The sequence below is a fragment of the Nocardiopsis sp. NRRL B-16309 genome (genome assembly GCF_001279585.1).
In the GTDB taxonomy this organism is placed as follows: Bacteria; Actinomycetota; Actinomycetes; order Streptosporangiales; family Streptosporangiaceae; genus Nocardiopsis.
Genome location: NZ_LGEC01000076.1, coordinates 1 through 16,670 on the forward strand (window position 1 = coordinate 1; position 16,670 = coordinate 16,670).

The window sequence follows — 16,670 nt, forward strand, 5'->3', positions numbered from 1 at the left end:
ACCGTTCCCGTCGGCGAAGCTGCGGATGTAGATCTGGTAGACGGCGGCGCTGCGCCACCACTCCCCGCGCGTGGCCGGGGACGCGGTGCTGTGGGTCATCGGGGCTCCGTTTCGTCGGGTCCGCGCGGTCGCTCGACCGCGACGGCGCACACCGTGGTGTACCCGCGACGGCGCCGCACCCGACCCGCGCGCGGCCGAACCCGCCCGCGGTGTCGCGGAGGGGTTCGGCGCCGTCTCCCTGCTCCCCGGACCCGGGCTACTTCCGGCGCCCGGCCGCCCACGGCATCAGTTCCCGGACCAGCGGCTTGGACAGCGGGCGGCCCAGTTCGGCCAGTTCGGCGCAGCCCTCCGCCCCCAGGGCTGTGTAGGGGGCCAGCGCCAGGCTGTCGGTGATCTCCTCGATCCGGGCGCGCCGCTGGGCGCCCACGGACGTCAGGGCCAGCTCGGGCCCCTCGGCCAGCCATCCGCTCTCGCGCAGTCCGTCCGCGGCCGCGTCCCACTCCTCCTGCGACCACTTCCGCAGCGTGCGGAGCATCTCCGCGGGCATGCCCCCACCCGCGGCCGCGTGCGTGACCAGGGCGTCGAGCCCGCTCAGGCCGGCGGTGAGCAGCGCGGCGACGTGGCCGTCCCCGCGGTACTCGCGCAGCAGGGTCTGGGCGTGCCACAGCACGAGGTGGGGCTCCTCGGGCCAGGGCAGGGTCGCGTGCGCCGCGTAGAGCGGGCGCCCGCTGACGTCGTCGGCCGCCGCCTCGGCGGCGCGGCGGGCCAGTTCGGCGGCGCGCGCGACCTCGGGCGACTCCACGACCGTGCCGAGGATCCGGCGCAGGGCGGCGTCGGCGGCGGACAGGCGGGCGGCCAGCACCTGCTCGGGCGCGGCCACCTCCCAGGCGCCGGGGATGGCGGCGCGGACCGCGTCCGGGTGGAAGTTGAAGAAGGCCGCGGTGACGACCTCGGCCGAGGCCGCGCCCAGGGCCGCGGCGCGGGGCGCGAAGTACTGGGCCCAGCCCTTCAGCCCCAGGTCCGCGTAGGCCTCGGACGCCTCCGGGGCGAAGTAGATCATGCTGTGGTAGGGCTCGACGTGGGCCCACGCCCGGCGGGCGGCGGCGGGAGTGACCTCGTCGTGGACCGTGTCGATCCGGGGCATGGGCAGACCCTTCCTCTCAACGCGGACGGGGGTTCGCGCCCCCCGAAGTTACCGACCGGCAGGTACGGCGTCAACGGCGCTCATGCCGGAGTCCGTGGTCACGCGGCTGCCGGACACCTGGGCCGGGGCGCCAGGACGAGGCGAGGGTCCGAGGCCGCCACCGGCCGGGAGCGCGACCAGACCGGGGCCTCGGGCACCGTCGGGCGGAACCCGGCGGCCGGGGTGCGACCGGTCACCGGCGCCGGGAACCGTTCACGGCAGGCGCCGCCGCCAGCGGCCCACCGGCCAGGGTCGTCGCCGACCGGCCCCACCGACGAGCACACCGGGCGCCGTCCACCGGCCGGGACATCCGGCCGGGACCGCCACTGGCCGGGACATCCGGCCGGTCGACGCGGCCTCGACGGGCTGCCTAGGCGCGGTCGACCCGGACGGTGTCGCCGTCGCGGACGACGGCCAGCACGCGGTGGTCGCCGTCCACACGGCCGAGCACGTTGGCGGCACTGGCGAGCCTGCTCTCCGCCCCTTGGGACAGCGGCGTGGCCCCGAACGACTGGGCGAGGGCGGCCCCGGCGAGCCAGCAGACCGCGCCCGGTTCGACGGAGTCGGTGGCGCCGTCCTCCCGGTCGGCCTGGACCGGGACGTCGAAGTAGACCTCCTCGCCCCAGGTGCCCGCACCGTCACCCGCCACCACCCTCAACGGACGCCTGCGGCGCAGTCCTTCCCGCGGGACGACTCGATGGGCAGCGCGGCCCACAGGTCCTCGGAGGCGGGGGTGCTGTCGAGGTCGGCGGTCACGGATCCGCCGCCCCAGGAGATGCTGATCCTCATGCCACCTGTGTATCGCGCGGCCGTGCGCGCTGACCCACCGGGGTGTCCATAATGCAGAGTTTTAATTCCGCTCAACGGAATTAATCCAGCGCTCACCACGTCTCACGACAGCCGGAACGGTCATCAATGCGAACGTTTTACCTTGACGGAAAGCGCTTGCCATGTCAGGTTGGTCTCCCCTGATACCAGGAGGTTGAACGTTGTCCCCCCGAACTTCGACCCGTCAGAACTCCGCCACGAGATCCGTAGCCGCAGCTGTCGCTTCGATCGTTTTCATCATCACCGGCGCCACCACCGCCGCCTCGGCGGCGACCGCGCCCACCGCCCCGCAGGCCCCCGGCGGCCCGAACGGACCCGGCCGCGGCGGCCCCAAGGTCCAGCTCGAAGAACTCGACCGCGGCCTGGTCGCCGTCTCCACCGAGGACGGCGTCTTCCTCAGCTGGCGCCTGCTCGCGCACGAGGCCGCCGGCCACACCGCGACCGGCCTGGACGGGCCGGACTTCCACGTCTACCGCGACGGCACCCGCGTCGCCACCGTCACCGACAGCACCAACGCCCTCGACCCCGACGGCGACGCCGACTCCGAGTACCGCGTCGCTGCGGTCGTGGACGGGCGGGAGCAGGAGCCCTCGGCCACGGCCGACCCCTGGGCGCAGGGGCACCTCGACCTCCCGCTCAGCAAGCCCGAGGGCGGCACCACCCCCGCCGGCGAGGAGTACGAGTACCGCCCCAACGACGTCTCCGTCGGCGACGTGGACGGCGACGGCTCCTACGAGTACGTCGTCAAGTGGGACCCGACCAACTCCAAGGACGTCTCGCAGGTCGGCTACACCGGCAACACCTACATCGACACCTACGCCCTCGACGGCACTCTGCTCCACCGGATCGACCTGGGCGTCAACATCCGCTCGGGTGCCCACTACACGCAGTTCCTCGTCTACGACCTCGACGGCGACGGGCGCTCGGAGCTGATGTTCAAGACCGCGCCCGGCACGCGCACCCTCACCTACGGCGCCGACGGCGAGGTCGCCTCCGAGGAGTACGTGACCATGCCCAGGGCGGACGTCCGGGCGGGCTACACGCACCAGGACGACTTCCGGATGAGCGCCGACGACTACTACGAGCACGTCGTCGGGATGTTCCAGGAGTGGCACGAGCACCCCGAGGTGAGCGCCGGGAACTGGCCCGCGACCCTGGAGGAGGCCTTCGGCCTCGAACCCGCCCACGACTACCCCCTCTCGCGCACCGACGCCGAGGCCCTCGCCGACCACTTCATGGACGAGTACGCTCCCGGCCGCAGCGGGCGCAACCAGCTGCGCGAGTTCGAGGGCTTCGTCCTGGACGGCCCCGAGTACCTGACCGTGTTCGACGGCGAGACCGGCGCCGAGCTGGACACCGTCCGCTACACGCCCGCGCGCGGTGACGACGGCCTCCTGTGGGGCGACTACGCCATGAGCCGCATCGAGCCGGGCAACCGCGTCGACCGCTTCCTGGCCGGCGTGGCCTACCTGGACGGCCGGCGGCCCTCCGCGGTGTTCGCCCGCGGCTACTACACGCGCACGGCCGTGGTGGCCTACGACTTCAACGGCCGCAAGATCCGCGAGCGCTGGACGGCCGACAGCGGGCACGCGCCCATGGACAACCCGTTCGACGACGCCCCGCACGGGGTGGAGGGCACCGACCCCGAGTACGGCACGCTGACCACCCAGGGCTTCCACTCCCTCAGCACGGCCGACGTCGACGGGGACGGCCGCCAGGAGGTCGTCTACGGCAGCGCGACCCTGGACCACGACGGCTCCCTGCTGTACTCGTCCTACGACGAGATGCCGCCGGGGAGCGCCACGCCCGGGGAGCAGGGCAAGCTCGGCCACGGCGACGCCCTGCACGTGGGCGTGTTCGGTCCCGACCACGAGGGCCCGCGGATCTGGGGGGTGCACGAGGGCGGCAGATGGGCCCCGTACGGCTTCGCGATGCGCGACGCCGCCACGGGCGAGGTGCTGTTCGGCGGCTACACCGGTGTGGACACCGGGCGCGGCATGGTCGGCGACATCGACCCCGACCTTCCCGGTTACGAGGCGTGGTCGTCGATGCCGCCGGGCGACGACGTCGAGGCGGGGCTGTGGACCGCCGACGGCGAGTACCTGGGCACCGACACACCGGGCACGAACATGAGCATCCGCTGGGCGGCCGACATGACCACCCAGATCGTCAACGGGTCGGACGCCACCGACCCGTCCACCCCGACCATCGACGACTGGCGGCGCGGGACGCTGCTGACCGCCGAGGGCACCCGGACCAACAACTGGACCAAGGGCAACCCGGCCCTGGTCGCCGACGTGTTCGGCGACTGGCGCGAGGAGCTGCTGGTGCGCACCGAGGACGGTTCGGCCCTGCGGGTGTACTCCTCGACCGAGGTCACCGACCGCAAGCTGCACACCCTCATGCACGACCCGCAGTACCGGACCGGTGTCGCCTGGCAGCAGACGGCGTACAACCAGCCGACCTACCCGGGCTTCTACCTGGGGTCGGACATCGACTGGTCGAAGGTGGAGGTCCCGAGACCGCGCTACCCCCGGCGCTGATCCCGCGCCCCGCCCGAACCCCGCCCGCACGCGGCCCGCTCCCTCCGAGGGGGCGGGCCGCCGCCGTTCGCGGAGCCTCCCCGCATGGGTTACGATAATGATTATCGTTTTCGAACTTGGGAGGATGGCCGATGGAACCGCCGAGCTCCATGCGCGTGGCCGTGGTCTCCGGACTGCACCGCGCCGCACGCGCCCGCACGGTGGACGAACTGATCACGGCGGTACCGGGATCGGTGGCGGTCCACCACGACTTCGACCGCATCGGCGAGGGCGTCGTCCTGCGCCTCATCCGGGACCGCTGGGGCCCGGTCGACCACAGCCAGGTCGAACTCGACCACCTGTGCGCCTCCTGCACCCTGCGGGAGGACCTCGTCCCGGCCCTGCTGCGCCTCAACGAGTCGGGCGAGCACACGCTGTGCGTGGTGGAGACCTGGGAGAGCATCGAACCCCGGTCCGTCGCCGACGCCATCGCCTCCGAGCCCGCGCTCCACCTGGCCGCGGTCATCACCGCCGTGGACTCCGAGCGCCTCCTGCCCGACCTGGCCGGGCACGACGACCTGGGCGACCGGGAACTGGACATCGCGGTCGAGGACGAGCGCACGGTCGCCGAGGTCCTCGCCCACCAGATCGAGTACCCCACCGTGCTCGCCCTGCACGGGGAGCTCTACCGCGCCGAGGCCCGTTCCCTGCTGGAGCACCTCAACCCCGCCGCGCTGGTCGCCGCCCCCGACGCGGACCTGGCCGACCTCACCCACGGCCGCTTCGACCCCGAGCACGCCGCCAACCGCCTCAATCCGGCCTGGGCCCAGTACGCCGACCGCCACGACTCTCGGGTGCGCACGCTCACCTGGACCCGCAAGCGGCCCCTGCACCCCGCCCGGCTGCACGAGGCCCTGGAGCACATCGTGGCGGCCGGACTGCGCAGCCGCGGCCGGGTCTGGCTCGCCGGCCGGACCGACACCCTGCTGGTGTGGGACGCCTACAGCGACGCCCTCCTCCTGGAGAGCGGCGGGCCGTGGCTGGACGCCCTGCCGGAGGCCGCCATGGAGATGGTCTCGGAGTCGCGCCGCGCGTCCGCGCAGCTGGACTGGGACCCGGCCGTCGGCGACCGCCGCCAGCACCTGGCCTTCACCGGAGTCGACCTCGACGCGGAACGCCTGGTCGCCCTCCTGGACTCGTGCCTGCTCACCGACGACGAGGCCGGTGAGCCCCTGCGTTCCGACCCCTTCGCCGACGCACTCTGAGAGGTCCCGCCATGCCCGCCGCACCCCGCCGCGCCGCCAAGCGCCCGGCCCCGCGCAAGTTCGCCAACCCCCTGGGCGACGCCGACCACGTCGACTACAAGGACGTCGCCCTGCTCCGGAAGTTCATCTCCGAGAAGGGCAAGATCCGCAGCCGCAGGGTCACCCGCGTCACCGCACGGCAGCAGAGGCTGATCGCCGCGGCCGTCAAGAACGCCCGCGAGATGGCGCTGCTCCCCTACCCGTCCACCGCCTCGTCCAGGAACTCCTGACCGAGGCCACACCACACAAAGGAGGAACACGTGTCCCGTGTCTGCCAGGTGACCGGCAAGGCCCCGTCCTTCGGGAACGCGGTCTCGCACTCCCACCGCAGGACGCGCCGCCGGTTCGACCCCAACATCCAGTCGAAGCGGTACTGGCTGCCCAGCGAGAACCGCTTCGTCCGGCTCAAGCTGAGCACCAAGGGCATGCGCGTCATCGACGCACGCGGCATCGAGCGCGTGGTCGCCGAGATCCGTGCTCGCGGGGAGAAGGTCTGAGATGGCGAAGAAGAGCAAGATCGCGCGCGACCAGCAGCGGAGGATCGTGGTGGCGCGCTACGCCGAGCGGCGGGCCGAGCTGAAGCGGATCATCAAGAGCCCGCACACCGGCGACGCGGAGCGCGACGCCGCCTCCGCCGAACTGCGCCGCCAGCCCCGGGACGCCAGCGCGACGCGCCTGCGCAACCGGGACGCGGTCGACGGCCGGCCCCGCGGCCACCTGCGCCGCTTCGGGCTGTCCCGGATCCGCTTCCGGGAGATGGCGCACCGCGGCGAACTGCCGGGTGTGACCAAGTCGAGCTGGTAGCGCCCCCGCGCGCCCGGCCGGGCCGGGGGCCGCGCCCGTGCGCGCCCCGGTCCCCACCCCGCGCGGCACGGGCCCGCTCCGGGCCTCGGTAGGCTCGATCCCCGCGGCGGGCGCCCCGACGGCCCGCCGGTCGAACGACAGCCCGAGGAGGCACGGTGCCCGGACACGTCACCGGACTCGACGTCCATCCCGTCAAGGGGCTGAGCGCGCAGTCCCTGGACGAGGTCGTTCTGACGGCCGGACACGGTTTCCCCCACGACCGCGTCCTCGCGCTGGCCCGCCCGGAGGGCGGGTACGCGCCGGGGCTGCGCACGCCCCTGCCCAAGGACCGCTTCTACATGCTGGCCGTCGATGAACGGCTGGCCGGCCTGCGGACCCGCCTGGACACCGGGACCGGGGTGCTGCGGGTGTGGGTGCGCGGACACGAGGTGCTGGCCGCGGACCTGAACGACCCGGAGGGCGTGGCCGACGCCACGGCGTTCTTCGCCCGGGTCCTGGACCTGCCCGAGGGCACCCGCCCGGTGCTGGCCCACGAGGAGGGGCGCCGGTTCACCGACGTGTCGGTCTCCTCCGACGCGATGATGAACGCGGTGTCGCTGATCAACCTGGCCTCGGTCCGCGACCTGGGCGAGCGCGTCGGTGCCGAGGTCGATCCCCGGCGGTTCCGCGCGAACCTGTACGTGGACGGGCTGGCGCCCTTCGCCGAGCGCGACCTGGTCGGCCGGGAGTTCACGGTCGGCGGGGTCCGGCTGCGCGGCGTCCTGCGCACCAAGCGCTGCGCGGCCACCGAGGTCGACCCGGTGCGCGCGCGTCGGGACCTCAGCGTCCCCCGCCTGGTGATGGCCGAGTACGGGAACTCGGAGATGGGCGTGTACGCCGAGGTCGTGGCGGGCGGCACCGTCCGGCCGGGCGACGCCGTGACGATCCTGGAGGAGTCGCGATGAGCCGGCCCGACCTGTCCGTGCGGATCTCCGCCAAGGAGATGCTCACACCGTCGATCTGCCGTTTCGAGCTGCGCGCGGCCGACGGCGGCACCCTGCCGCCGTTCACGCCCGGCGCCCACGTCAACGTGCGCGGTCCCGGCGGGGCCGTCCGCAGCTACTCGCTGACCGACGGCGACGAGCACGTCTACGCCATCAGCGTCGCCCGCGACCCGGCCGGACGCGGCGGGTCGGTGGCCCTCGTGGACGGCACCGAGCCGGGCGACACGCTCACCGTCGGCGCGCCGCGCAACGACTTCCCGCTGCTCCCGGCCAAGCGCCACCTGCTCATCGCGGGCGGTATCGGGATCACGCCGATGCGCGCCATGTTCCACCGGCTGCGGGCCGAGGGCGGCTCCGTGCGGCTGCTCTACCTGACCCGGTCCGAGGAGGAGACCGCCTACCTCGCCGAGCTGCGCGGCCCGGAGCTGTCCGACCAGGTCGTGCTGCACCACAGCGCCGCGGCCGGTCGTCTGGACCTGTGGCCCCACCTGGCCGAGCCGGACGACGGCACCCGGGTGTACTGCTGCGGGCCGCGTCCGCTCATGGAGGACGTGCGGGCCCTGACGATGCACTGGCGCCCGAGCCGCATCCACTTCGAGGACTTCGCCGGCGTGGACGCCACGCGCAACGCGCGCCCGTTCCGCGCCACCTGGGCCCCGACCGGGCGGACCGCGGAGGTGGGCGCCGGGCAGACCCTGCTCGACGCCCTGCGCGATCAGGGGGCCGACGTGCCCAGTTCCTGCCGGAGCGGGACCTGCGGCACGTGTCGGCTGCGCCTGGTGTCGGGCACCGCCCAGCACCGGGACCTGTACCTGTCCGAGGCCGAGCGCGCGTCGTTCCTCATGCCGTGCGTGTCCCGCGCCGAGTCCGACACCATCACCGTGGGCCCGGCGGACGACTGACTCCGCTTCCTCTGGTCCCGGACCGGGGCGGCCCGGTCCGGGACCAGGCGGCCAGGGCGACCAGCGCGCCGACGGCCGCCCCGGAGACCAGGCCGCCGAGGACCGCGAACCCCCGGTCGGGGGCGGCCCCCTGGATCACGCCGGGCGCAGGCGGGCCGAGCGGGGTGTGCCGCGGGTCCTAGTGCGAGTGTCCGCGGAACACGCCCTAATGGCCCAGGGCCAGGCGCACGCCCAGGGTCAGCATCACGCAGGCGATGAGCGCGTCCAGGACCCGCCAGGCGCCGGGACGCGCGAACAGGGGGCGCAGCAGCCGCGCGCCGAAGCCCAGGGCGAAGAACCACACGAAGCTCGCCGTGACGGCTCCCCGCACCCACCACCAGCGCGCGTCCCCGTCCTGCTGGTTGGCCACGGAGCCGAGGAAGACCACGGTGTCCAGGTACACGTGCGGGTTGAGCCAGGTCAGGGCGACGGCGGTGACGACGGCCGCCCTGGTGCCGATCCCCTGTGCTCCCCCGTCGACCGCCATGCTCCCCGGCCGCAGCGCGCGCCGCGCGGCGAACACCCCGTAGACCACGAGGAACCCGGCGCCCAGGAACCGGACCACGGTCACCGCGGCGGGAGCGGCCTCGATCACCGCACCGACCCCCAGCACGCCCGCCCCGATCAGCACCGCGTCGGACAGGGCGCAGACCATCACCACCGCCAGGACGGTGCGCGGTCGGCCGTCGATGCCGAGGCGGAGCAGGAAGGCGTTCTGGGAGCCGATGGCCACGATGAGGGCGAGGCCCGTCCCGAGGCCGAGCAGGGCGGGAAGAAGGGAGTCGTTCACGTCCAGAACACTAGGAGCGGACGCGTATACAGTAAAGCTAAAGTTTCTTAGATCTATGAAGCAGGGCTTAAGATGGCCTTCCAGTTCGACCACCTGCGCACACTCACCACCCTCGTGGACGAGGGGACCTTCGACGCCGCCGCGCGGCGCCTGCACGTGACCGCCTCCGCGGTCTCCCAGCGGATCCGCACGATGGAGCAGACCGCCGGCAAGGTGCTGGTCCAGCGCACCAACCCCGTCGTCCCCACCGCGGCCGGGAACGTGGTGCTGCGCCTGGCGCGCCAGGTGCTGCTGCTCGACGAGGACGCCGAGGCCGAGCTACGGCGCGGGGACGGCGAGGGCGGCCGGGTCGCGGTCCCCCTCGCGGTCAACGCCGACAGCCTCTCGACCTGGTTCCTGGAGGCGCTGGCGGAACTGCCCGACGACCTCGGCGCGGTCTACGAGATCCATCGCGAGGACGAGGAGCACACCACGTCCCTGCTGCGCTCGGGGACGGTGATGGCGGCGGTCACCTCCACGCCGGAGGCCGTGCAGGGCTGCGTGGTGGAGGGCCTGGGCGCCATGCGCTACCTCGCGGTGTGCAGCCCGCGCTTCGCCGACGCGCACATGGGCGGCCGGGCCGACCCGGCCCACCTGGACCGCGCCCCCGTGGTCAACTTCGACCGCAAGGACGACCTCCAGAACGCGTTCGTGCGCTCGGTCACCGGCAGGGAGCCGCAGGGGGCGCGCCACTACATCCCGGCCTCGGCGGACTTCGCCAAGACCGTCCTCCTGGGCTTCGGGTGGGGCATGGTCCCCGAGGAGCAGTGCCTGGACGAGATCGAGCGCGGCGCGCTGATCAGCCTGGCCCCGGAGCGCCCCGTCGACGTCCGGCTGTACTGGCAGCGGTGGAACCTGCGCTCACCGCTGCTGGACGGACTCACGTCGGGACTGCGCGCGGCGGCGGCCACGCGCCTGCGCCCGCTGTGAATCCGCGGTCGACCCGCCCGGGGGCCGCCCGGGATCCGCCGCGGACCAGCCCGGGAACGCGGGAGCCCCTGCCCCGCAGGGGTTGTGGAACCCGGTCACCTATCCTGGTGCCCCTCATCCCTCCAGAGAGGCGAGCATGCCACCGACTCCCCAGGACCCCTCCGCGGTCGACCGCCTCCTCGACACGGGCGAGCCCCACTCCGCGCGCGTGTACGACTACTGGCTGGGCGGCAAGGACCACTACCCCGCCGACCGCGCCATGGGCGACCAGATCCTGTCCGTCCTGCCGATGATCGGTGAGATGGCCCTGCAGAACCGGGCCTTCCTGCGCCGCGCGGTCCACTACCTGGCGGCGGAGCGCGGCATCCGCCAGTTCCTCGACGTGGGTACGGGGCTGCCGACCGCGAACAACACCCACGAGGTCGCCCAGGCGGCGGCACCGGAGTCCCGGGTCGTCTACGTCGACAACGACCCGCTGGTGCTCACACACGCCCGCGCTCTGCTGACCAGCACGCCCGAGGGCCGGACCGACTACGTCGAGGCCGACCTGCGCGATCCGGACACCATCCTGCGCGAGGCGTCCCGCACCCTGGACTTCGACCGGCCGGTGGCACTGACCCTGCTGGGAGTGCTCTTCCACATCCCCGACGACTCCGCCTACGAGATCGTCGCCCGGCTCATGGACGCACTGCCCCCCGGCAGCCACCTGGTCGTCACGCACGCCACCAACGCGGTGACGGGCGAGGCCATGGACGAGGCGGTCCGGCAGTGGAACGCCTCCTCCTCAGCCCCCATCTCGCTGCGCACGCCCGAGCAGTTCGCGCGGTTCCTGGACGGACTCGAACCCGTGGAGCCGGGCGTGGTCTCCATCCCCCTGTGGCGCCCCGACCGGGGCGAGGTCGGCGAGCCCCGCGAGATGGACGAGTTCGGCGCGGTCGCCCGCAAGCCCTGACACCCGGTCCCCGCACGGGCCGTCGGCGCGCCGCGCGGACGGCCCGTGCGGGATCCCGGGATCGCGGCCCGATCGGGCGGGGTCGCGCGGACGGCGGCCCCGGCCCCCTCACGGGAACCGGGGCCGCCCGCACCCAGGGGACATACCGGACGGTCGGGATGTTCGGTGCGCACCGATCCGGCTCCGTCCCCGGTGAGATCAGTCCTTCGGTGCCAGCGCGCGCACGACGGCGGCCGGGTCCTGGCCGGGGCGCGGCAGCGGGGCGAGCACGGGTGTGGTCACCCCCGCCTCCGCGTAGGCGCGGATCCGCTCGCGGCAGTACTCGGCGGGGCCGTGGATGATCAGGTCGTCGACCACCGAGTCCGGGATCGCCGCGACCGCGCCCTTGCGGTCGCCCTCGTCCCAGGCCTTCCACATCGGGGTGAGCTCGTCGCGGCCCAGCCACTCGTGGAAGGCGCGGTAGACCGGCACGTTCAGGTAGGCCGAGATCGCCCAGCGGCCGATCCCCCGGGCCGTCTCCGCGTCGGTGTCGGGCAGGGCGAAGATCCGGGCGACGATCTCCTTGTCCTCGCCGAACTCCCGGACGATGGGCGCGACCGTGCGCACGTCCTCCGAGGAGAGCCAGTTGATGATCGCCCCGTCCCCCTCGCGCCCGGCCAGGCGCAGCATGCCCGGTCGCAGCGCGGCCACGAACAGCGGCGGGGCCTGCTCGGGCACCGCGCCGAGGGTGAATCCCTGCACGGAGAAGGTGTCGTAGTCGGCCTTGACCTTGTTCCCGGTCAGCGCGGCGCGCAGGAAGCGCACGGTGTCGCGGGTGCGCTTGAAGGGCTCCTCGAAGGGGATGGAGTTCCAGCGCTCGACGATGACGTTGGACGAGGTGCCCACACCCAGGCTGAAGCGGCCCGGCGCGGCGGCGGCCAGGGTGGCCGCGCACATCGCCAGGGTCGCGGGCCCCCGGGTGTAGACGGGGACGATCGCGGTGCCCAGTCGCAGGCTCGGTGCCCACACACTGGCCAGCGCGAGCGGGGTGAAGGCGTCGGTCCCGTTGGCCTCGGCCGACCACGCGTCGGTGTAGCCGAGATCGGGAAGGCTCTCGATGAGCGCCCTCTGCTCCGAGAGCGGAACGCCGTCCAGCGGGATGGTGATGCCCCAGCGCGTGGTCATGTCGACTCCTGTCGGTGGCCCGGATACCGAATCCGGTTCTTGTTCGCCGTCGGCACGACCGTACCGTCCCCGCCTCCGCGTGCCCACGGGTGAGTCCCGATCCGGGCCGTGCCTGCGAGACACGCGGGGCCACAGCGGCATATGTTCGGAGGGCAGTACGCACCCGACACACGAAGGAGGGCCCTTCCGTGGCCACGCCACCCTCCCCCTACGACTTCCTCCCCCAGGTCGCGTCGTTCACCGTGACCAGCACAGATCTGACCGACGGCGGGACCCTGTCCACGCCCCAGGTCAGCGGGATCATGGGCGCCGGCGGCCAGGACGTCTCCCCGCAGCTGTCCTGGAGCGGCTTCCCCGAGGGGACGCGGAGCTTCGCGGTCACCTGTTTCGACCCGGACGCGCCGACCGCCAGCGGGTTCTGGCACTGGGCGGTGGCCGACATCCCGGCCGACGTGACGTCGCTGGAGTCGGGCGCCGGGGACGGTTCCGGCCTGCCGGAGTCCGCCGTGACCCTGCGCAACGACGCCGGGGGCCACCGCTACGTCGGCGCCGCCCCGCCGCCCGGGCACGGCCCGCACCGCTACATGTTCGCGGTCCACGCCGTCGACGTCCCCAGCCTGGGCATCGACGACTCGGCGAGCCCGGCCTTCCTGGGCTTCAACCTCTTCCAGCACGCCCTGGGCCGCGCCATCATCACCGGCCTCTACGAACAGAAGTAGCCGCCCCGGCCCCCTGGCGCCCCCAGGGGGCCGAACGCGCACCAGCGGCCCACGAGCCCCAGGGGTGAGAGGTAGGCCGTTCAGCCTGCCCTCACCCCCGGGTCCGGAAGACACGAAGGCCCCGTCCACCAGGCGCCCGACCACGCGAGCGCCCGTCGCCCGGTTCACCGAACAGCCGGAACCGGCCAACTCCCCCCGCGACGGCGCACCGAGGTCTAGGCTCGGTCCAATACGACCGAACCGGCCCGCTCCCACGTCTGGAAGGGTTCACTGGTGTCACATCAGCCTGCGAGGAAACCGACCGTAGTGGTGACGACGGCGGGTTCGGCCCCTACCCCCGGTACCATCCTCCACCTGCGCGAACAGGGCTTCCGTGTCGTGGCCACGGACATCGATCCCGCCGCCCCCGGCCTGTACCTCGCGGACCGCGGGCACCTCGTGCCCCGTGGTGACAGCGAGGCGTTCCTGCCCCGGATGCGCGCCCTGTGCGAGAGCGAGGGGGCCGTCGCGATCGTCCCTCTGGTGGACGAGGAGCTGCTGCCGGTGGGCGAGCTGGACGGGGACGGCCTGAGCGTCATGCTCCCCCGCCCCGGGTTCGTCGCCTCCTGTCTGGACAAGTACGTGCTCATGCGCGAGCTGTCGGCGGCCGGGATCGGGATCCCCCGCACCTGGTCCGCCTCGGACCCCCCGCCCGCCGACGTCGTGGCCGACGACGCGTCCGGCGGGTTCGTCGTCAAGCCGCGCAGCGGGCGCGGCAGCCGCGGCGTCCAACTCGTCGGGGCCCTGGCGGAGGTGCCCGCCGCGGTGGCCGCGAGCGGCTACCGCGCCGACGAACTGATCGTCCAGGAGCGCGTCACCGGCCCGGAGTTCACGGTCTCCGTGGTGGTGTGGCGGGACGGCGGGGTCCAGGCCGTGGTCCCCAAGGAGGTCCTCCTCAAGCGCGGCGTCACCAAGTACGCCGTGACGCGGCACCACGCGGAGGTCGAGCGCACCTGCCGCGCGGTGCAGTCCGCGCTGCGCGCCGACGGCCCGTTCAACGTGCAGCTGTGCCTCGACGCCGAGGGCCGACCGCGCGTCTTCGAGATCAACCCGCGCTTCTCCTCCACGGCGGCCCTGACCGTGGCCGCCGGAGTCGACGAGGTGGCCGGGCTGCTGCGGCAGGCGGTGACGGACGGCCCCCGGTTGACCGACACCTGGCGCGAGGGCGTGACGATGGTGCGGAGGTGGACCGACGAGTTCATCAGCGAGGAGGAGTTCGCCTCCCACGGACTCGCCCCGGCCCCGACGGTACCGCTGGTCGCACGGGGCGACGACCCCGCCCCGCGACCGCGCTCGACGGACCCGGCGTCCGGCGTCGCGGTGCGTGCCCGATGAGCCGGGCGCACCCCCTGCGCGACGCGGTGGCCGAGGCGGTCATCGAGGTCGGCGGCCTGCTGCGCGAGTGGCGCCCCAGTGCCGACGCGCGCAGCGGCGTCTGGGAGGGCAGCCAGTTCAAGGCGCGGGCGGACGCGATGGCCCATCGCGCCCTCTCGGAGCGGCTGGCCGCCATCGACGGGCACATCCCCGTGATCAGCGAGGAGGACGCGGGGTCGCTGGCGCGGGAGCGGCCCACGCGGTACTGGCTGATCGACCCCATCGACGGCACGGCCAGCTATGTCCACGGCTTCCCCGGCTACGTCACCCAGGCCGCCCTGGTCATCGGCGGGCGGCCGGAGGTGTCGGCGGTCTTCGCCCCGGAGAGCGGCACCCTGTACACGGCGGTGCGCGGGCAGGGCGCGCGCCGGAACGGGATGCCGCTGCCGGCCTGCGAGGCGGCTCCGCCCGGGCGCGGCGTGCTCACCGACAACACGTCCGCGCCGGACGGGATCGCCCGGCGCGTGTACGAGCACTTCGGCTACGGCGAGTACCTGGAGAGCGGGAGCATCTCGCTCAAGCTCTGCCTGATCGCCGAGGGCTCCGCGCACCTGTTCGTCAAGGACGTGCCCGTGCGCGACTGGGACGTGGCCGCGCCGGGGTTGGTCCTGGAGGAGGTGGGCGGTCGGCTCACCCGGTTGGACGGCACGGGTTTCGGGTACCGGGACGGTTACGAGCACACGGGGCTGGTGGGCGCGGCCGACCCGGTGACCGGCCGGGCGGTGGCCCGCTGGCTGGCGGGTTGACCGCCGCGCGACGGGTCTCGCGTTCCTCTTCCGTGGGCGTGGCGTGAAGCGTACCGTGTGGTCACCGACGCCGCCTTGGGGGTGGGGACGTGAACGACGGACGTCTGCCGCTGGACCGCGTACGCGCCTCGGACGCCGAACGCGAGGCGACCCTGGAGCACTTGGCCACGGCCTTCGTCGAGGGCCGGTTGAAGCAGGACGAGTACGAGCTGCGGGTCGGTCTGGCCCTGCGGTCGGTCTTCCTCGGGGATCTGGAGGTCCTGACCGGCGACCTGCCGACCCGGCCCGAGCGCGCCCCCGCCCCCGAACTCCCGCCCGTGGCGGACGACGACTCCGGTCCTCGGTGGCGGGCGCCCGCGCTCTCCGTGTCCTGGAGCGAGTGGACCGACGAGTGGCGCTGGTGGCTGGGCATCGCGGTGGTCCTGACCACCGTGTGGGCGGTGGTCAGCGTGATGAGCGGGGAGTTCGTCCCGTACTGGCCCCTGGTCCCGCTGGGCATCTGGGCGGCCGTCCTGCTGGCCTCGGCGATCTGGCCGAGCGAGGGCGAGCCCCCGCCCGGATGAGCAGGACGTGCCGGTAAGGGGACGTGCGGGTGAGCGGGCCGCGCGGGCCCGCCACTGCGTGCACGAACCGCCCCGGCGGACGACCGCGTGGCGCCGCGAACCGGACCGGAGCGGCGGCCCGGGCGCACCTTCCGGCCGGGTCGGCGCTCCCGGCCGAGCGCGGACCAGTCCGCCCCAGCGGCCGACCGCGGGCCGGGTCAGCCCACCGCGTGCAGCCACCGCACGGGGGCGCCGTCGCCGGCGTAGCGGAACGGTTCGAGTTCCTCGTCCCAGCGGCGCCCGGTGAGGCGATGGATCTCCTCGGCGAGGTCGGTACCGCCCACAGCGGCCTCCTCCACGGCACGGCGCAGGCGCGCCTCGGGGACCAGGACCTCACCGGCCGCACTGGTGACGGCGGTGAACATGCCCAGGGCCGGCGTGTAGCTGTAGCGCACGCCGTCGAACCCGGGCGATCCCTCCTCGGTCACCTCGAAGCGCAGGCGCTGCCACGAGTTCAGCGCGGAGGCCATCTCCCCCGAGGTTCCGGGCCTGCCCTGCCAGTTCAGCTCGGCACGGTGGTGGCCCGGTGCCGCCGGCTGAGCGACCCAGTCGAGTTTCACGGGTACTCCAACGACGCCCGCGACCGCCCACTCGACATGTGGGCACAGCGCCGCGGGCGCGGAGTGGACGTACAAGACGCCACGTGCGGACACCGAACCTCCTGATACGAACGAGTGCGCTTCCCCGACGCCCTCGTATCACGAGAAGGTTGCATACCCGCCTGGATACCTTTTGCCCCATTGTGCCCCA

The 16,670-nt window shown here is 73.6% G+C and carries 19 protein-coding genes; 13 read left to right on the forward strand and 6 right to left on the reverse strand.

Annotated features, from left to right (window positions below; translation table 11 throughout):
- Positions 1-256: 256 nt before the first annotated feature.
- From ADL05_RS15630 to ADL05_RS32140, 3 genes are all read right to left on the reverse strand, one after another.
- Positions 257-1,144 (reverse strand): hypothetical protein, encoded by an 888-nt coding sequence (locus ADL05_RS15630; RefSeq protein WP_053617709.1) that lies wholly within the window; start codon positions 1,142-1,144, stop codon positions 257-259.
- Between the two features lie 409 nt (positions 1,145-1,553).
- Positions 1,554-1,832: a cyclophilin-like family protein gene (locus tag ADL05_RS15635; protein ID WP_231640765.1), complete on the reverse strand. Its 279-nt coding sequence runs from the start codon at positions 1,830-1,832 to the stop codon at positions 1,554-1,556.
- 5 nt (positions 1,833-1,837) lie between these two features.
- Positions 1,838-1,972 (reverse strand): hypothetical protein, encoded by a 135-nt coding sequence (locus tag ADL05_RS32140; protein WP_255351843.1) that lies wholly within the window; start codon positions 1,970-1,972, stop codon positions 1,838-1,840.
- Positions 1,973-2,238: 266 nt separating this feature from the next.
- Here ADL05_RS32140 and ADL05_RS15640 point away from each other — a divergent pair, with 266 nt between their 5' ends.
- The 7 genes from ADL05_RS15640 to ADL05_RS15670 all read left to right on the forward strand — a co-directional run bounded on the left by ADL05_RS15640 (position 2,239) and on the right by ADL05_RS15670 (position 8,526).
- Positions 2,239-4,554, forward strand: a complete 2,316-nt coding sequence (locus ADL05_RS15640; protein WP_197285817.1) for a rhamnogalacturonan lyase — start codon at positions 2,239-2,241, stop codon at positions 4,552-4,554.
- Positions 4,555-4,703: 149 nt separating this feature from the next.
- Positions 4,704-5,798 carry a GTP-binding protein gene (locus ADL05_RS15645; RefSeq protein ID WP_053617770.1) on the forward strand — a complete coding sequence of 365 codons (1,095 nt, stop codon included), beginning with the start codon at positions 4,704-4,706 and terminating at the stop codon, positions 5,796-5,798.
- An 11-nt stretch (positions 5,799-5,809) separates the two neighbouring features.
- A complete protein-coding gene (gene rpsR / locus ADL05_RS15650; protein WP_053617710.1) occupies positions 5,810-6,067 on the forward strand; it encodes a 30S ribosomal protein S18 in 258 nt (85 codons plus the stop codon).
- A gap of 30 nt (positions 6,068-6,097) precedes the next feature.
- Positions 6,098-6,334 (forward strand): 50S ribosomal protein L28, encoded by a 237-nt coding sequence (rpmB, locus tag ADL05_RS15655; RefSeq protein ID WP_053617711.1) that lies wholly within the window; start codon positions 6,098-6,100, stop codon positions 6,332-6,334.
- A 1-nt stretch (position 6,335) separates the two neighbouring features.
- A complete protein-coding gene (gene rpsN, locus ADL05_RS15660) occupies positions 6,336-6,641 on the forward strand; it encodes a 30S ribosomal protein S14 (protein ID WP_053617712.1) in 306 nt (101 codons plus the stop codon).
- A gap of 155 nt (positions 6,642-6,796) precedes the next feature.
- Positions 6,797-7,585, forward strand: a complete 789-nt coding sequence (locus ADL05_RS15665) for an MOSC domain-containing protein (RefSeq protein WP_053617713.1) — start codon at positions 6,797-6,799, stop codon at positions 7,583-7,585.
- Complete coding sequence (locus ADL05_RS15670) at positions 7,582-8,526, forward strand: PDR/VanB family oxidoreductase (RefSeq protein ID WP_053617714.1); 945 nt, start codon at positions 7,582-7,584, stop codon at positions 8,524-8,526. Before ADL05_RS15665 ends, ADL05_RS15670 begins: the two co-directional genes overlap by 4 nt.
- Before the next feature lie 205 nt (positions 8,527-8,731).
- Here the strand turns inward: ADL05_RS15670 and ADL05_RS15675 are convergent, their stop codons facing one another.
- The gene (locus tag ADL05_RS15675) at positions 8,732-9,355 is read right to left on the reverse strand and encodes a LysE/ArgO family amino acid transporter (protein ID WP_197285815.1); all 624 of its coding nucleotides are present in this window, start codon (positions 9,353-9,355) and stop codon (positions 8,732-8,734) included.
- A 72-nt stretch (positions 9,356-9,427) separates the two neighbouring features.
- Here ADL05_RS15675 and ADL05_RS15680 point away from each other — a divergent pair, with 72 nt between their 5' ends.
- Both ADL05_RS15680 and ADL05_RS15685 read left to right on the forward strand, forming a co-directional pair.
- The gene (locus ADL05_RS15680; RefSeq protein ID WP_053617715.1) at positions 9,428-10,324 is read left to right on the forward strand and encodes a LysR family transcriptional regulator ArgP; all 897 of its coding nucleotides are present in this window, start codon (positions 9,428-9,430) and stop codon (positions 10,322-10,324) included.
- Between the two features lie 136 nt (positions 10,325-10,460).
- The gene (locus tag ADL05_RS15685) at positions 10,461-11,276 is read left to right on the forward strand and encodes an SAM-dependent methyltransferase (protein ID WP_053617716.1); all 816 of its coding nucleotides are present in this window, start codon (positions 10,461-10,463) and stop codon (positions 11,274-11,276) included.
- Between the two features lie 198 nt (positions 11,277-11,474).
- Here ADL05_RS15685 and ADL05_RS15690 read toward each other — a convergent pair whose 3' ends face one another.
- Positions 11,475-12,440, reverse strand: a complete 966-nt coding sequence (locus tag ADL05_RS15690; RefSeq protein ID WP_053617717.1) for an LLM class F420-dependent oxidoreductase — start codon at positions 12,438-12,440, stop codon at positions 11,475-11,477.
- A gap of 188 nt (positions 12,441-12,628) precedes the next feature.
- Between ADL05_RS15690 and ADL05_RS15695 the strand changes: the two genes are divergently transcribed.
- The 4 genes from ADL05_RS15695 to ADL05_RS15710 all read left to right on the forward strand — a co-directional run bounded on the left by ADL05_RS15695 (position 12,629) and on the right by ADL05_RS15710 (position 15,881).
- A complete protein-coding gene (locus ADL05_RS15695; RefSeq protein WP_053617718.1) occupies positions 12,629-13,159 on the forward strand; it encodes a YbhB/YbcL family Raf kinase inhibitor-like protein in 531 nt (176 codons plus the stop codon).
- 306 nt (positions 13,160-13,465) lie between these two features.
- Positions 13,466-14,533 (forward strand): ATP-grasp domain-containing protein, encoded by a 1,068-nt coding sequence (locus ADL05_RS15700; protein ID WP_082376446.1) that lies wholly within the window; start codon positions 13,466-13,468, stop codon positions 14,531-14,533.
- Positions 14,530-15,318, forward strand: coding sequence for a 3'(2'),5'-bisphosphate nucleotidase CysQ (locus ADL05_RS15705; protein WP_053617719.1), 789 nt, complete (start codon positions 14,530-14,532; stop codon positions 15,316-15,318). The genes ADL05_RS15700 and ADL05_RS15705 overlap by 4 nt, the downstream gene beginning before the upstream one ends.
- 89 nt (positions 15,319-15,407) lie before the next feature.
- Positions 15,408-15,881 carry a DUF1707 domain-containing protein gene (locus ADL05_RS15710; protein ID WP_053617720.1) on the forward strand — a complete coding sequence of 158 codons (474 nt, stop codon included), beginning with the start codon at positions 15,408-15,410 and terminating at the stop codon, positions 15,879-15,881.
- 197 nt (positions 15,882-16,078) lie between these two features.
- Here ADL05_RS15710 and ADL05_RS15715 read toward each other — a convergent pair whose 3' ends face one another.
- Positions 16,079-16,573, reverse strand: a complete 495-nt coding sequence (locus ADL05_RS15715) for a DUF3145 domain-containing protein (protein WP_053617721.1) — start codon at positions 16,571-16,573, stop codon at positions 16,079-16,081.
- Between the last annotated feature and the right edge of the window lie 97 nt (positions 16,574-16,670).

Coding starts and splice junctions, on each gene's coding strand:
- ADL05_RS15630 (WP_053617709.1), bottom strand. CDS start 1,144: ATGCCCCGGATCGACACGGTCCACGACGAGGTCACTCCCGCCGCCGCC.
- ADL05_RS32140 (WP_255351843.1), bottom strand. CDS start 1,972: ATGAGGATCAGCATCTCCTGGGGCGGCGGATCCGTGACCGCCGACCTC.
- ADL05_RS15645 (WP_053617770.1), top strand. CDS start 4,704: ATGCGCGTGGCCGTGGTCTCCGGACTGCACCGCGCCGCACGCGCCCGC.
- rpsR (WP_053617710.1), top strand. CDS start 5,810: ATGCCCGCCGCACCCCGCCGCGCCGCCAAGCGCCCGGCCCCGCGCAAG.
- rpsN (WP_053617712.1), top strand. CDS start 6,336: ATGGCGAAGAAGAGCAAGATCGCGCGCGACCAGCAGCGGAGGATCGTG.
- ADL05_RS15670 (WP_053617714.1), top strand. CDS start 7,582: ATGAGCCGGCCCGACCTGTCCGTGCGGATCTCCGCCAAGGAGATGCTC.
- ADL05_RS15680 (WP_053617715.1), top strand. CDS start 9,428: ATGGCCTTCCAGTTCGACCACCTGCGCACACTCACCACCCTCGTGGAC.
- ADL05_RS15685 (WP_053617716.1), top strand. CDS start 10,461: ATGCCACCGACTCCCCAGGACCCCTCCGCGGTCGACCGCCTCCTCGAC.
- ADL05_RS15690 (WP_053617717.1), bottom strand. CDS start 12,440: ATGACCACGCGCTGGGGCATCACCATCCCGCTGGACGGCGTTCCGCTC.
- ADL05_RS15705 (WP_053617719.1), top strand. CDS start 14,530: ATGAGCCGGGCGCACCCCCTGCGCGACGCGGTGGCCGAGGCGGTCATC.